This is a genomic window from Aquabacterium soli (assembly GCF_003933735.1).
GTDB lineage: Bacteria > Pseudomonadota > Gammaproteobacteria > Burkholderiales > Burkholderiaceae_C > Aquabacterium > Aquabacterium soli.
In genome coordinates, this window is record NZ_RSED01000006.1 from 152222 (window position 1) to 164859 (window position 12638).

The 12638-nt window shown below is 67.1% G+C and carries 11 protein-coding genes; all 11 read left to right on the forward strand.

Going from position 1 to position 12638, the window contains the following annotated elements; genetic code table 11:
* The first annotated feature begins 60 nt into the window (after window positions 1-60).
* The 11 genes from EIP75_RS09340 (at window position 61) to EIP75_RS09390 (ending at window position 12629) form a co-directional block, all read left to right on the forward strand.
* On the forward strand, window positions 61-960 hold the full coding sequence (locus EIP75_RS09340) for an SDR family oxidoreductase (RefSeq protein WP_125242990.1): 900 nt from the start codon (window positions 61-63) through the stop codon (window positions 958-960).
* Window positions 961-971: 11 nt separating this feature from the next.
* Complete coding sequence (locus EIP75_RS09345) at window positions 972-2588, forward strand: acyl-CoA carboxylase subunit beta (RefSeq protein WP_125242991.1); 1617 nt, start codon at window positions 972-974, stop codon at window positions 2586-2588.
* Window positions 2589-2661: 73 nt separating this feature from the next.
* Window positions 2662-3816: an acyl-CoA dehydrogenase family protein gene (locus tag EIP75_RS09350; RefSeq protein ID WP_125242992.1), complete on the forward strand. Its 1155-nt coding sequence runs from the start codon at window positions 2662-2664 to the stop codon at window positions 3814-3816.
* A 3-nt stretch (window positions 3817-3819) separates the two neighbouring features.
* Window positions 3820-4662, forward strand: a complete 843-nt coding sequence (locus EIP75_RS09355; RefSeq protein ID WP_125242993.1) for an enoyl-CoA hydratase/isomerase family protein — start codon at window positions 3820-3822, stop codon at window positions 4660-4662.
* 13 nt (window positions 4663-4675) lie between these two features.
* Complete coding sequence (locus tag EIP75_RS09360) at window positions 4676-6673, forward strand: acetyl-CoA carboxylase biotin carboxylase subunit (protein WP_125242994.1); 1998 nt, start codon at window positions 4676-4678, stop codon at window positions 6671-6673.
* Between the two features lie 4 nt (window positions 6674-6677).
* Complete coding sequence (locus EIP75_RS09365) at window positions 6678-7580, forward strand: beta-keto acid cleavage family enzyme (protein ID WP_125242995.1); 903 nt, start codon at window positions 6678-6680, stop codon at window positions 7578-7580.
* Between the two features lie 119 nt (window positions 7581-7699).
* Window positions 7700-8686: an alpha/beta fold hydrolase gene (locus tag EIP75_RS09370; protein WP_233584773.1), complete on the forward strand. Its 987-nt coding sequence runs from the start codon at window positions 7700-7702 to the stop codon at window positions 8684-8686.
* Between the two features lie 102 nt (window positions 8687-8788).
* On the forward strand, window positions 8789-9940 hold the full coding sequence (locus tag EIP75_RS09375) for a GGDEF domain-containing protein (RefSeq protein ID WP_125242996.1): 1152 nt from the start codon (window positions 8789-8791) through the stop codon (window positions 9938-9940).
* Entirely contained in the window at window positions 9937-11091 is a 1155-nt protein-coding gene (locus EIP75_RS09380) for a GGDEF domain-containing protein (RefSeq protein ID WP_125242997.1), read from the forward strand. Before EIP75_RS09375 ends, EIP75_RS09380 begins: the two co-directional genes overlap by 4 nt.
* Before the next feature lie 106 nt (window positions 11092-11197).
* Complete coding sequence (locus EIP75_RS09385; RefSeq protein ID WP_125242998.1) at window positions 11198-12103, forward strand: esterase/lipase family protein; 906 nt, start codon at window positions 11198-11200, stop codon at window positions 12101-12103.
* 121 nt (window positions 12104-12224) lie between these two features.
* Complete coding sequence (locus EIP75_RS09390; protein ID WP_125242999.1) at window positions 12225-12629, forward strand: hypothetical protein; 405 nt, start codon at window positions 12225-12227, stop codon at window positions 12627-12629.
* The last annotated feature ends 9 nt before the right edge of the window (window positions 12630-12638 follow it).

Sequence of the window (12638 nt, forward strand, 5' to 3'; positions counted from 1 at the left end):
GTTAACGCAAACGACATTGTGTTGACGTTAACGTCAACATGACTTAGATTCACGCTCACCATGTCCCCATCCACACCCACCCCATCCCCTGGCGCACGTTACGCCAGCGTGCTGCGCCCTGACGTGTTCAAGGGCCAGGTGCACGTCATCACCGGCGGCGGCAGCGGCATCGGCCGTTGCGTGGCGCATGAACTCGCGTCGCTCGGCGCCACCGTTGTCATCACCGGTCGCACGCAGTCCAAGCTGGACGCCACCGCCGCCGAGATCCGCGAAGACGGCGGCCTGGTCGACACCGCCGCCTTCGACATCCGCGACGACGACCAGGTCAAGACCGCCATCGCCGGCATCGTCGCCAAGCATGGCCGCATCCACGGCCTGGTCAACAACGCTGGCGGCCAGTTCCCTGCACCGCTTCAGATGATCTCCAAGCGCGGCTTCGAGGCCGTGGTGGCCAACAACCTCACCGGCGGCTTCCTGATGGCGCGCGAGGTGTTCAACCAGACCATGCAGAAGAACGGCGGCGCCATCGTCAACATGGTGGCCGACATGTGGAACGGCATGGCCGGCATGGGCCACTCCGGCGCCGCACGCGCCGGCATGGTCAACCTGACCAAGACGGCCGCCTACGAATGGGCCTTCGCCAATGTGCGCGTGAACGCCGTGGCCCCGGGCTGGATCGCCTCCAGCGGCATGGACGCCTACGGCCCCGAGATGGCGCCGCTGCTGCACAGCCTCAAGGACAACGTGCCCATGAAGCGCATGGGCCTGGAGGCTGAAGTGAGTGCCGTGATCTGTTTCCTGCTGAGCCCGGGCGCCGCGTTCGTCACCGGCATCACCGTGCCCATCGACGGCGGTGCGCCGCTGAACAACGCGCTCTACCCCGTCGCACCCCACACGCCCCCGGCCACCTTCGACGGCTTCCACCGCGCGGTGGTGCCGAAGGTGCTCAAGGACATCTGAACCCACACGCCATGCCTGTCCTGCGCTCACAACTCAACCCCAAGTCCGACGCCTTCCGCGCGAATGCCGACCGCATGCGCGAGCGGCTGGACCAGGTGCGCTCGCTCGAGTCGCTCGCCCGCGAAGGCTCCGCCTCCAAGCGCGACAAGTTCGACAAGCGCGGCCAGCTGCTGCCGCGCGAACGCGTCGCCCGCCTGCTCGACCGCGATTCTTCCTTCCTCGAAATCAGCACCCTGGCCGGCCTGGGCATGCACGATGACGACGGCAAGAAGAGCGTGCTGGGCGGCGGCACCATCATCGGCATCGGCACCGTGGCCGGCAAGCGCTGCCTGGTCACCGCCAGCGACAGCGCGCTCAAGGGCGGCACCATCTCGCCCATGGGCCTGCGCAAGGGCCTGCGCGCGCAGGAGATCGCCCGCGAGAACAAGCTGCCCCTGCTGTGCCTGGTCGAAAGCGGCGGCGCGAACCTGATGTACCAGGCCGAGATCTTCGTGGATGGCGGCAAGAGCTTTGCCAACCAGGCTCGCCTGTCGGCCATGGGCATCCCGCAGATCGCCGTGGTGCATGGATCGTCCACCGCCGGCGGCGCCTACCTGCCCGGCCTGTCGGACTACGTGGTGCTGGTGCGTGAACGCTCCAGCATCTACCTGGCCGGCCCTCCCCTGGTCAAGGCCGCCATCGGCGAAGACGCCACCGACGAAGACCTGGGCGGCGCCGAGATGCACGCCAGCGTGACCGGCCTGGGCGAGTACCTCTGCGACAACGACGCGCACGCCATCGCCATGGCGCGCGAGCTGATGGACAAGCTGAACTGGGACGAAGTCTCTTCAACGTCCGGCAAGCCCATCGCCGCCCCGCTGTTCGATGAAGAAGAACTGCTGGGCTGCATTCCCGCCGACGACCGCGAGCCCTTCGACACCCGCGAGGTGATCGCCCGCCTCGTCGATGGCTCCGACTTCCTGGAGTTCAAGGCCAACTACGCACCAGAGACCCTGTGCGGCCACGCCCGCATCAATGGCCACCTGGTCGGCATCCTGGGCAACAACGGCCCGATCCAGCCGCAGGGCTCGACCAAGGCCGCGCAGTTCATCCAGCTGTGCGACCAATCGGGCACGCCGTTGCTTTTCCTGCAGAACACCACGGGCTACATGGTGGGATCGGCCGCGGAACACGGCGGCGCCATCAAGCACGGCTCCAAGATGATCCAGGCCGTGGCCAACGCCCGCGTGCCCAAGTTCACCATCGTGCTGGGCGGCTCGTTCGGCGCTGGCAACTACGGCATGTGCGGCCGCGGCTTCGATCCGCGCTTCATCTTCTCGTGGCCTTCGGCCCGCACCGCCGTGATGGGCGGCGCGCAGGCGGCCAAGGTGATGGAGATCGTCACGCGCGGCAAGATGGAACGCGCCGGCATGCCCGTCAATGACGCCATGCTCGAAGGCATGTCCGCCGAGATCAAGAAGCGCCTGGACGCGGAATCGAACGTGCTGTTCGGCACCGCGCGCCTGTGGGACGACGGGATCATCGACCCGCGCGACACCCGCCGCGTGCTCTCGCTGTGCCTGGACCTGGCCCGCGAGGCCGACCAGCGCGAACTGCGCGGCAACACCTTCGGCGTTGCACGCCTCTGAGCGTTTCCGAGCGCGCACCACCCAACCCACACACGACACTCGCCCGCCACGACGGGCCCACGAGGAGACCACCATGCAATTCACCGCCGAACACCGCGCCCTGGGCGAAACCGTCAAGCGCTTCTGCGAGCAGGAGATCAACCCCTTCATCAAGGAATGGGAAGAGGCCGAGATCTTCCCCGCGCACGAACTGTTCAAGAAGATGGGCAACCTGGGCCTGCTGGGCGTCAAGTACGACACGGCTTATGGCGGCATGGGCCTGGATTTTTCCTACTCGATGGTGGTGGCCGAAGAGCTGGGCGCCATCCCCTGCGGCGGCGTGCCCATGGCCATCGGCGTGCAGACCGACATGTGCACCCCGGCCCTGCACCGCTTCGGCTCCGATGAGCTCAAGAAGGAATACCTCGCCCCGGCGATTGCCGGCGACATGGTCGGCTGCATCGGCGTGTCAGAGGCCGGCGGCGGCTCCGACGTGGCCGCGCTCAAGACCTCGGCCCGCACCGACGGCGGCGACTACGTGATCAACGGCAGCAAGATGTGGATCACCAACGCCATGCAGGCCGACTGGTGCTGCCTGCTGGCCAACACCTCCGAAGGCAAGGTGCACGAGAACAAGTCGCTGATCATGGTGCCGATGGATGCCAAGGGCATCACGAAGCAGAAGATCAAGAAGATCGGCATGAACTCGTCGGACACGGCGCAGATCTTCTTCGACAACGTGCGCGTGTCCAAGCGCAACCTGATCGGCATCGAAGGCACCGGCTTCATGATGCAGATGCTGCAGTTCCAGGAAGAGCGCCTGTATGGTGCCTCCAACTCGCTGAAGATGCTCGACAAGCTCATCGACCTCACCATCGATTACTGCCGCGAGCGCCACACCTTCGGCAAGCCCCTGCTGGACAACCAGGTCATCCACTTCCGCCTGGCCGAGCTGCGCACCGAGGTCGAGGCCCTGCGCTCGCTGACCTACCGCGCCGTCGAAGAGTACGTGGGCGGCAAGGACGTCACCCGCCTGGCCTCGATGGCCAAGCTCAAGTGCGGCCGCCTGATCCGCGAAGTGGCCGACAGCTGCCTGCAATACTGGGGCGGCATGGGCTTCACCTACGACAACCCGATCTCGCAGGCGTACCGCGACGGCCGCCTGGTGTCCATCGGCGGCGGCGCCGACGAGATCATGCTGGGCATCATCGCCAAGCTCGAAGGCACCCTGCCCAAGAAGGTGCGCTGAACCATGGATGCCTCGTCCTTCAAAACCATCCAGGCCACGGTCGACGCGGGCGTGTGCACGCTCACGCTCAACCGGCCCGAGGTGCGCAACGCCATGTCGCTGGCCATGGTCAACGAACTGTTGAGCGCGTTGAAGCAGGCCGAGACTGATACCGCCGTACGCGTCGTCGTGCTGCGCGGTGCGGGTGGCCACTTCTGCGCCGGCGGCGACATCTCCGACATGGCCCAGGCGCGCATGAAGCTGGCGCAGGCGCAGGCCGATGGCTTGCTGGCCGGCGACACGCCAGACCCGGTGGCCGCGTTCAACGCCCAGTTCGGCCGCCTGTGCCTGGCCTATGCACGCTCCACCCTGCCCATCGTCACGGTGCTCGAAGGCACGGTGATGGGGGGCGGCTTCGGGTTGGCCTGTGTGTCGGATGTGAGCCTGGCCGCGCCCAGCGTGGCCTTCCGCCTGCCCGAGACCGCGTTGGGTGTGATCCCCGCGCAGATCGCGCCCTTCCTGGTCGAGCGCATCGGCTATGCCGAGGCCAGGCGCCTGGCCGTGACCGGCGCCAAGGTGGATGCCGCACAGGCGCTGACCATCCGCCTGGTGCATGAAGTGGCGCCCGATGCGGCCGCGCTGGAAGACGCCCTGCAGCGCACCATCGCCAGCATCCAGGCCTGCGCGCCCGGCGCCATCGCCACCACCAAGGGCCTGCTGGCCCGAGCGCGCATCGAGCCGGCAGACACGCTGATCGACGAAGCCGCCGCGCTGTTCTCGCGCGCCGTGCTGAGCGACGAAGGCCAGGAAGGCACCAGTGCCTTCATGCAGAAACGCAAGCCCAAGTGGGTTCCCCAGGCCGCTTGAACAACACACGACCATGCTGACCAAGATCCTGATCGCGAACCGCGGCGAGATAGCCTGCCGCGTGATCCGCACAGCACGCAAGCTGGGCTACCGCACCGTGGCCGTCTACAGCCAGGCGGATGCCAATGCGCCGCACGTCGCCCTGGCCGACGAGGCTGTGTGCATCGGCCCGGCTGCCGCGTCCGAGTCCTACCTGAAGGTGGACGCCCTGCTCGACGCGGCCCGCCGCACCGGCGCCAACGCCATCCACCCGGGCTACGGCTTCCTGTCGGAAAACGCCGGCTTTGCGCAGGCCTGTGCCGATGCAGGCATCACTTTCATCGGCCCATCGCCTGAAGCCATCCGGGTGATGGGCGACAAGGCCGGCGCCAAGAAAGAAATGATCAAGGCCGGCGTGCCCACAGCGCCCGGCTACCTGGGCGCCGACCAGAACGACGAGACGCTGATCGCCGAAGCCAAGCGCCTGGGTTATCCGCTGCTGGTCAAGGCTGTGAGCGGCGGCGGCGGGCGGGGCATGCGCCTGGTCCATCAAGACAGCGAACTGACTCAGGCCATCACCAGCGCTCGCCGCGAAGCCCAAAGCGCCTTCGGCGACGGCACGCTGATGCTGGAGCGCCTGGTCGAGAACGGCCGCCACATCGAGATCCAGGTGTTTGCCGATGCGCACGGCAACGCCGTCTACATCGGCGAGCGTGACTGCACCGCGCAGCGCCGCCGCCAGAAGGTGATCGAGGAATCGCCTTCGCCGGTGGTGAGCCCCGCGCTGCGCAAGGCCATGGGCGACAGCGCCGTGCTGGCCGCCAAGGCCATCAAATACCAGGGCGCAGGCACCATCGAGTACATCGTCGACCAGGAGCTGAACTACTACTTCCTGGAGATGAACACCCGCCTGCAGGTGGAGCACCCGGTCACAGAGATGGTCTCGGGTTTCGACCTGGTGGAGTGGCAGCTGCGCGTGGCCGACGGCCAGCCCCTGCCCGTGAGCCAAGAACAGATCACCTATACCGGCCACGCCATCGAGGCGCGCCTGTACGCTGAGGATCCGTACAGCGGCTTCGCGCCTCAGACCGGCCCCATCGCCTGGTGGCGCCCTGCAGCGGCCCTGTACGACGGCGTGCGCATCGACGACGGCATCCGCGAGGGTGGCGAGGTATCCCCCCACTACGACCCGATGGTGGCCAAGCTGATCGTGCACGGCCGTGACCGCGCCGACGCGATCCGCCGGCTGATCGCCACGCTGGACGACGCACCGCTGCTGGGCCTGAAGAACAACGCCCGCTTCCTGCGTGACCTCGTGGACCATGGCCGCTTCCGTGCCGGCACGATGACCACCACGCTGATCGACCAGTGGCAGCTTGATGGCGAAACCTTGCTGAACAAGCCGCAGGTGCCTGAGGATGCCTGGCTGCTGGCCGCCGCGCTGTTCGCCGCACGCCAGAACGGTGGCACGCCACCAACCCGTAACCTGCGCGCCGACAGCGTCACCGCCTACGATCTGCCGCTGGTGCACGAAGGCACGCGCCGCACGCTGCGCACCCGCCCCGATGCCCATGGCGTGGTGCACGTGCAGCCCTCACCCACCGCCCCGGCCCAGGCCCTGCGCCTGATCGACCCAGGCACAGAAGCCCGCGGCGGCCTGGTGCGCTTTGAGCTGGACGGCGTGCAGCGCAAGGTGCTGGCCGTGCAACTCGGGGCCGAGCTGCACATCGTCATCGACGCCGCCACCTTCGTGTTCACCGAGGCCTCGCCCTGGCCGGATCAGAACGCAGCGCAGGACCCGAGCCGCGCGCTGGCCCCCGTGGCCGGCACCGTGGCCCAGGTACTCGTCAAACCTGGCGACACGGTGGCCGAGGGCCAGCAGTTGCTGAGCATCGAGGCCATGAAGATGGAAATGTGGCTCACCGCCCAGGCCGCCGGCACCGTCAAGGCGGTGCACGCGCAAGTGGGCGACCAGGTGCAGGCCAAGGCCCTGCTGATCGACATCGAACTGATTGAGACGAACAAGGACTGACATCATGGACAAGGCCATCCTCACCTGCGCGCTGACCGGCGTGCTCACCGACCCCGCCCAGCACCCCGTGCCCGTCACGGCCGCCGAAATGGCCGCCGCCGCGCGCGAGGCCTTCGATGCCGGCGCATCGATCATGCATGTGCACCTGCGCCAGCAGACGCCCGGCATGGGTCGCTTTCCCAGCTGGGACCCCGATGTCGCCGCCGAGATCGACGACGCCATCCGCGCCGCCTGCCCTGGCGTCATCATCAACCTGACCACCGGCGTGGTGGGCAAGGACATCTCCGGCCCCGTGGCCTGCATCCGCCGCGTGCGCCCCGAGATCGCCGCCTGCAACGCCGGCAGCCTGAATTACCTCAAGATCAAGGACAACGGCCAGTGGGCCTGGCCGCCCATGCTGTTCGACAACACGGTCGACAAGGTCAAGTCCATGATCGACGTGATGCACGAGACGGGCACCCGTCCTGAGTTCGAGTGCTTCGACGTGGGCATCGTGCGCTCCGTGGGCATGTTCCGCAAGGCCGGCATGACCGACCACCTGGAGTACAACTTCGTGATGGGCGTGGCCTCGGGCATGCCGGTGGACGCAGAGCTGCTGGCCCTGCTGGTGAAGTACCGCGAGCCGGGCACTGTGTGGCAGACCACGCTGATCGGCCGTGAAGAGATCTGGCGCGTGCACCAGGCCACGGCTGACCTGGGCGGCATGCTGCGCACCGGCGTGGAAGACACCTTCTACCTGCCCGGCGGCGCCCGCACCACGGGCAACGGCCAGTTGATCGAGGCCCTGGCAAAGTGCGCCCGCCACGCCGGCCGCGAGGTCGCCAGCCCGCAAGAGGCCCGCACGCTGCTCGGTCTGAAGGATGCCAGCCAGCACGGCGTGAACGCCCCTCAGGCCGCCGCAGCCTGAGCGCCTTTCGCCAGGTGGCACACAACCCCCGGGAACACCCCTGCATGTCGCGGGGTGTTCCCTGTTGTCGCCCCCCATCATGGACAGAGCTTCGGGCAAGCTCCTAGAGTCGCGGCTCAATGATCGTTTCTGATCCCATCGCCATGCTCTCCGCCAGCCCCGCCTTGTCCGCCCCCCTGCCCTCCAGCACCACACCGGTCCTCACCCCGGGCACGGCTCCGCGCCTCTCCACGGTGATGTCGGGCCCGGTGCGCCTGGCCGTCAAGCAATGGGGGGACCCACGCCGCCCCACGATCGTGCTGGTGCATGGCTACCCGGACAACAGCGCCGTGTGGCATCCTGTGGCCGAGCTTCTGTCGCACGACTTTCACGTGGTGGCCTACGACGTGCGTGGGGCAGGCGCCTCTGACCGGCCCGCCCGCATCCGCGACTACCGGCTCGACAAGCTGAAAGACGACTTCGTGGCCGTGATCGACCACGTCAGCCCGCACCGGCCGGTGCACCTGGTGGCCCACGACTGGGGCTCCATCCAGAGCTGGGAAGCGGTGACCGAGCCTGCCCTGCAATCACGCATCCTGTCCTTCACCAGTTGCTCAGGGCCTTGCCTGGATCACATCGGCCACTGGTTCCGCCAGCGCCTGGCACACCCGACCTGGCGCAACATCAAGCAGTTGCTGATCCAGTCGGTCAAGTCCTGGTACATCTATTTCTTCCAGATGCCGCTGCTGCCCGGCCTGCTGTGGCGTGCCGGCGTGGGCCGCGCGTGGCCCAAGCTTGTGAGGCTGCTGGAAGGCACCCAGGTGGAGACCAACCCCACCCAGGTGGCCGACGGCGTGCACGGCGTGCAGCTTTACCGCGCCAACATGCTGCCCCGCCTGCTCCGCCCCCGCCTGCGCCACACCACGGTGCCGGTGCAGGTACTGGTGCCTCGGCGCGATCTGTATGTCAGCCCCTGGTTGACCGAGGATCTGCACCGCTGGACAGACAAGCTGTGGCGCCGTGAGTACACGGCCGGCCACTGGATGCCTGCCTCACACCCTGCTGAAATGGCGGGGGCCGTCCGCCGCTTCGTGCAGTTCACCAGCCGCTCCGCCGCTGCGGCCTGAGCGACTCCCCCCGGCGTGTAGGGCCTTGGGCTCAAGCCGCTGGCGCCTGTGCCGAAAAACCGGCATATCCGTGGTCTACGGATTCGGAAAAACCAGGGGCCCATGTCGACCAGCCACGACGATCCATCACTGCCTGGGGGTGCACACCCCACGGCAGCCTGGTCATGGCTGCTTGGCACCGCCCCGCTGACGCGCCAGGCCATCAAGCGCCTGGGCTGGCTGCTGGCCCCTTATGGGTTCAGCTGTTCGGTGTTGGGCATCGGCGTGCTCATGGGCCTGCTACCGGGCTGGAAAGTGGCCCTGCTGGCCTCCTGCAGTTTCACGGGCCTGCTGGTGTTCTACGGGCTGATGCGAAGTGGCTGGCACCTGCGCCGCCGCGAGCCCTCGCTCGCCTATGCACGGGTGCTGTTCAGTGTCTGCTGCGTGGCCCTGGCCTATGCCCTGCTGGAGCCGGCACGTGGCTTGGCCCTGCAGTACCTGTGCGTCATCCTGGTCTTCGACATGACGCGGCTCACGACCAGGCAGGTGCGCATGGCGGCCATGCTCACACCCGTGCTGATCGTGGCCACGCTGGTGGCGGCCTGGCATCTGGGGCTGGCCTCCCTGGACTTCAACACCGAGGTGGTCAACCTGGCGATGGCGGCCGTGATGGTGCCCGTGTTGCTGATCGTATCGGGCACGGCCCGCCGCGTGCGCCGTCAAATGCTGGAGACACGCGCCGAACTGACCCAGGCGCTGGAACGCACACAGGCCTTGGCCATCCGCGACGGGCTGACGGGCTTGTACAACCGCCGTCATCTGCAGCAGCGCCTGTCCGAAGAGCTGCAACGCCAGCGCCGCAATCACCGCCCCTTCTGCGTGGCCCTGCTGGACATCGACCACTTCAAGCTCATCAATGATCGCCACGGCCACGCCGTGGGCGACATGGTGCTGCGCGAGGTCGCCCGCCTCCTGCCGCCTCTGCTGCCACCCACTGCCCTGTTGGCGCGCTGGGGTGGCGAAGAGTTTCTGCTGCTGATGCCGGACACGGCGCCCGCCCCCGTGCGCGAACTGCTGGAACGGCTGCACCAGGCCCTGGCTCGGGAAGATTGGCACGCCCTGGTCGAGGGCATGACACCCGTCACCTTCTCCGCCGGCCTGTGCCAGAGTGTGGCCACCGACGAGATCCACCGAACGCTGGAGCGGGTCGACCAGGCCCTGTACGAGGCCAAGGCCACGGGCCGCAACCGCACCGTCACCAAGGAGCCGGCATGAGCGGTCCGATCGGCATCACGCGCCGGCTGGGTGAGTTGCTGCTGGGCACCGAGCCCCGTCTGCGCGGACGGCTGACGATGTGCCTGCTGGCCAACTCGCTGTACCTGGGCTGGCTGCTGTTCATCGCCCTGTTCATCGTGCCGCGCGGCCTGGTATCGCCTGGCGTGGGGCAGTTCCTCATGGCCCACCAGCTCATCGCACTCATCACCTTCTACCCGCTGGTGCGCAGCGGGCTCACCCACCACTGGTCCGATCCCGGCCTGGTCCTGCCGCAGATCGCATGGGCCTGCCTGGCGCTGGTGGTGGGCTATGCGGTGTCGCCCATCGGCCGGGCCGTGAGCCTGCAGACCATGTCCCTCATCGTGGTGTTCGGCTTTCTCAGCCTGCGGCCGCGCGCCGCTGTGTGGACGGGCATCGGCATGATCTGCATGCTGCTGGGCATGCTGGTGTGGTGCATCCTGAGCCGGCAGGAGAACTTCGAACCGCGCCTGCAGACCCTGATCATCGTCACCACCTGCTTCATCCTGGCCCTGCTCACATGGCAGTCGCACGGTTTTGCCATGCGACGCAAACGCATGTCGGCCGACCGCAAGGCCCTGGCCGCCGCGTTGCAGGAGGTGGAAGTGCTGATGCAGCACGATACGCTCACCGGCCTCTACAACCGCCAGCACCTGCAGACAAGGCTGGAAGCCGAGCGCGAGCGGGCACGGGCCGGCGGGCACCGGTTCTGCGTGGCCCTGATCGACCTCGATCACTTCAAGCTCATCAACGATCGCCACGGCCATGCCATGGGCGACCATGTGCTCGTCGCTTTTGCGCGCCAGGCCCAGGCGGTGCTGCGCGAAACCGACACCATTGCACGCTGGGGCGGCGAGGAATTCCTGATCCTGCTGCCCGACACCGAACCGGTGGACAAGGCTGGCATCGCCTTGAGACGGTTGCAGGCCAGCCTGCGCGGCGCCCCCATCAGCGACGCCGAGCCCAACATGCGGGTCACTTTCTCTGCGGGCGTGGCTGAGTGGGCCAAGGGCGAAAGCATCGAACAGCTGCTCGATCGTGCCGACGCCGCCCTGTACGACGCCAAACGCCAGGGCCGTGACCGTGCCGTGCAGGCCCCCCTGCCCTTGCCTGCTCATCCCGCCCCCCCTTGAACGTGGTGCGTAGTTGTCCTGATTCACGAAGACTCCGGTGCGCTCAACAATAGTTCATCAACTGAACAATTTTTTGGACACATCACTCTTTCTTGAGGATCACGACATGACCATTCGCTCCCTGCTCCTGGCCGCCACACTGGCCCTGCCCGTGTTGTTCGGCACCTCGGGCGTCCAAGCCGCCACGTCCACCACCGCCCAGACCAAGTACCCCATCGTGCTGGTACATGGCTTCATGGGCTTCAAGGAGATCCTGGGTGTCGACTACTTCTACCAGGTGCCCGATGACCTGCGCAAGAACGGCGCCAAGGTCTATGTGGCCGCGGTATCGCAGGTCAACAGCGCCGAGGTACGCGGCGAACAACTGCTCAAGCAGATGCAGCAATGGGCCGCCGCCGATGGCGTCAAGAAGTTCAACCTGATCGGTCACAGCCAGGGTGGCCCCACTTCGCGCTACGTGGCGGGCGTGGCGCCCCAGCTGGTGGCCAGCATCACGACCGTGGGCAGCCCGGTCCTGATGACCTCGCAGGATGCGGACAACAGCGTCAACGACCTGATCAACAACTATGCCTCGCTGACACAGGGCTTCGGATCCTTCGTCGCCTGGATCTCGGGCCAGTCCAAACTGCCCCAGGACGTGGAGGCCATCAAGAACTTCGCAGCCGAGGTCAATGACTTCGCCGTGCGCTTCCCCGGCGGCGTGCCGAGCAGCTATTGCGGCCTGGACGGCAAGGAATACCAGAACGGCATCTACTTCTACTCCATCACCGGCGCCAAGGCCAAGACCAATGGCTGGGATCTGTCGGATGCGGCCATGCTGGAAAGCACCACGCCCAGCGACGGTGTGATCACCGTGTGCTCGGCCCGTTTCGGCAAGGTGATCCGCGACGACTACCCCTGGAACCACATCGACGAGATGAACCACATCTTCGGCCTGCTGGGCAAGGGTGCCCCAGATCCGGTGGCCTTCTACCGCACACAGGCCAACCGGCTCAAGCTCAAGGGGCTGTGATCCCCTGAAGCACACCGCCTGGATGACGCCGTGGCGTCAGAGGGAGGAACACCGCTTGCCGCCTGCTGTATACGGCGCTCTCGATTCTGCGGGAGCGTTGTCTCACATCAAGGAGCGCATCATGAAAACCACTCTCGCACACCTCGGCATCGTCACCGCGATCAGCGCTGCGATGGGTCTGGCGCAGGCCCAGACCAGCCCGGCCCCTGCAGACACCGGCCGTACCGGCACGGTGTCCCCGTCAGGCACGATCTCATCACCGGGGTCAATCGTCACTCCCGGCAGCCCCACGATTCCCGCCCCCAGCGTGCCCAGTGCCGTGACACCGCTGCCAGGTGCCAGCAGCCCCACCACGCCCGATGCAGGATCGCTGTCGGGCACCGTGGACCAGCGCAACCGGCCGACCGGCGACACGCGCGGTTCTCCGACCGGCAATGGCAGCGTCTACAGCCCGGGCACCACAGGCAGCAGCTCGGGTTCAGGCCTTGGCAGTGGCGGCACTGGCACCAGTGGCGGCTCTCGCTGATGGTGCTGC

Bases quoted from the DNA above. Each gene is read 5' to 3' on its own strand.
- EIP75_RS09340 (WP_125242990.1), top strand. From the start codon at position 61: ATGTCCCCATCCACACCCACCCCATCCCCTGGCGCACGTTACGCCAGC.
- EIP75_RS09345 (WP_125242991.1), top strand. From the start codon at position 972: ATGCCTGTCCTGCGCTCACAACTCAACCCCAAGTCCGACGCCTTCCGC.
- EIP75_RS09350 (WP_125242992.1), top strand. From the start codon at position 2,662: ATGCAATTCACCGCCGAACACCGCGCCCTGGGCGAAACCGTCAAGCGC.
- EIP75_RS09355 (WP_125242993.1), top strand. From the start codon at position 3,820: ATGGATGCCTCGTCCTTCAAAACCATCCAGGCCACGGTCGACGCGGGC.
- EIP75_RS09360 (WP_125242994.1), top strand. From the start codon at position 4,676: ATGCTGACCAAGATCCTGATCGCGAACCGCGGCGAGATAGCCTGCCGC.
- EIP75_RS09365 (WP_125242995.1), top strand. From the start codon at position 6,678: ATGGACAAGGCCATCCTCACCTGCGCGCTGACCGGCGTGCTCACCGAC.
- EIP75_RS09370 (WP_233584773.1), top strand. From the start codon at position 7,700: ATGATCGTTTCTGATCCCATCGCCATGCTCTCCGCCAGCCCCGCCTTG.
- EIP75_RS09375 (WP_125242996.1), top strand. From the start codon at position 8,789: ATGTCGACCAGCCACGACGATCCATCACTGCCTGGGGGTGCACACCCC.
- EIP75_RS09380 (WP_125242997.1), top strand. From the start codon at position 9,937: ATGAGCGGTCCGATCGGCATCACGCGCCGGCTGGGTGAGTTGCTGCTG.
- EIP75_RS09385 (WP_125242998.1), top strand. From the start codon at position 11,198: ATGACCATTCGCTCCCTGCTCCTGGCCGCCACACTGGCCCTGCCCGTG.
- EIP75_RS09390 (WP_125242999.1), top strand. From the start codon at position 12,225: ATGAAAACCACTCTCGCACACCTCGGCATCGTCACCGCGATCAGCGCT.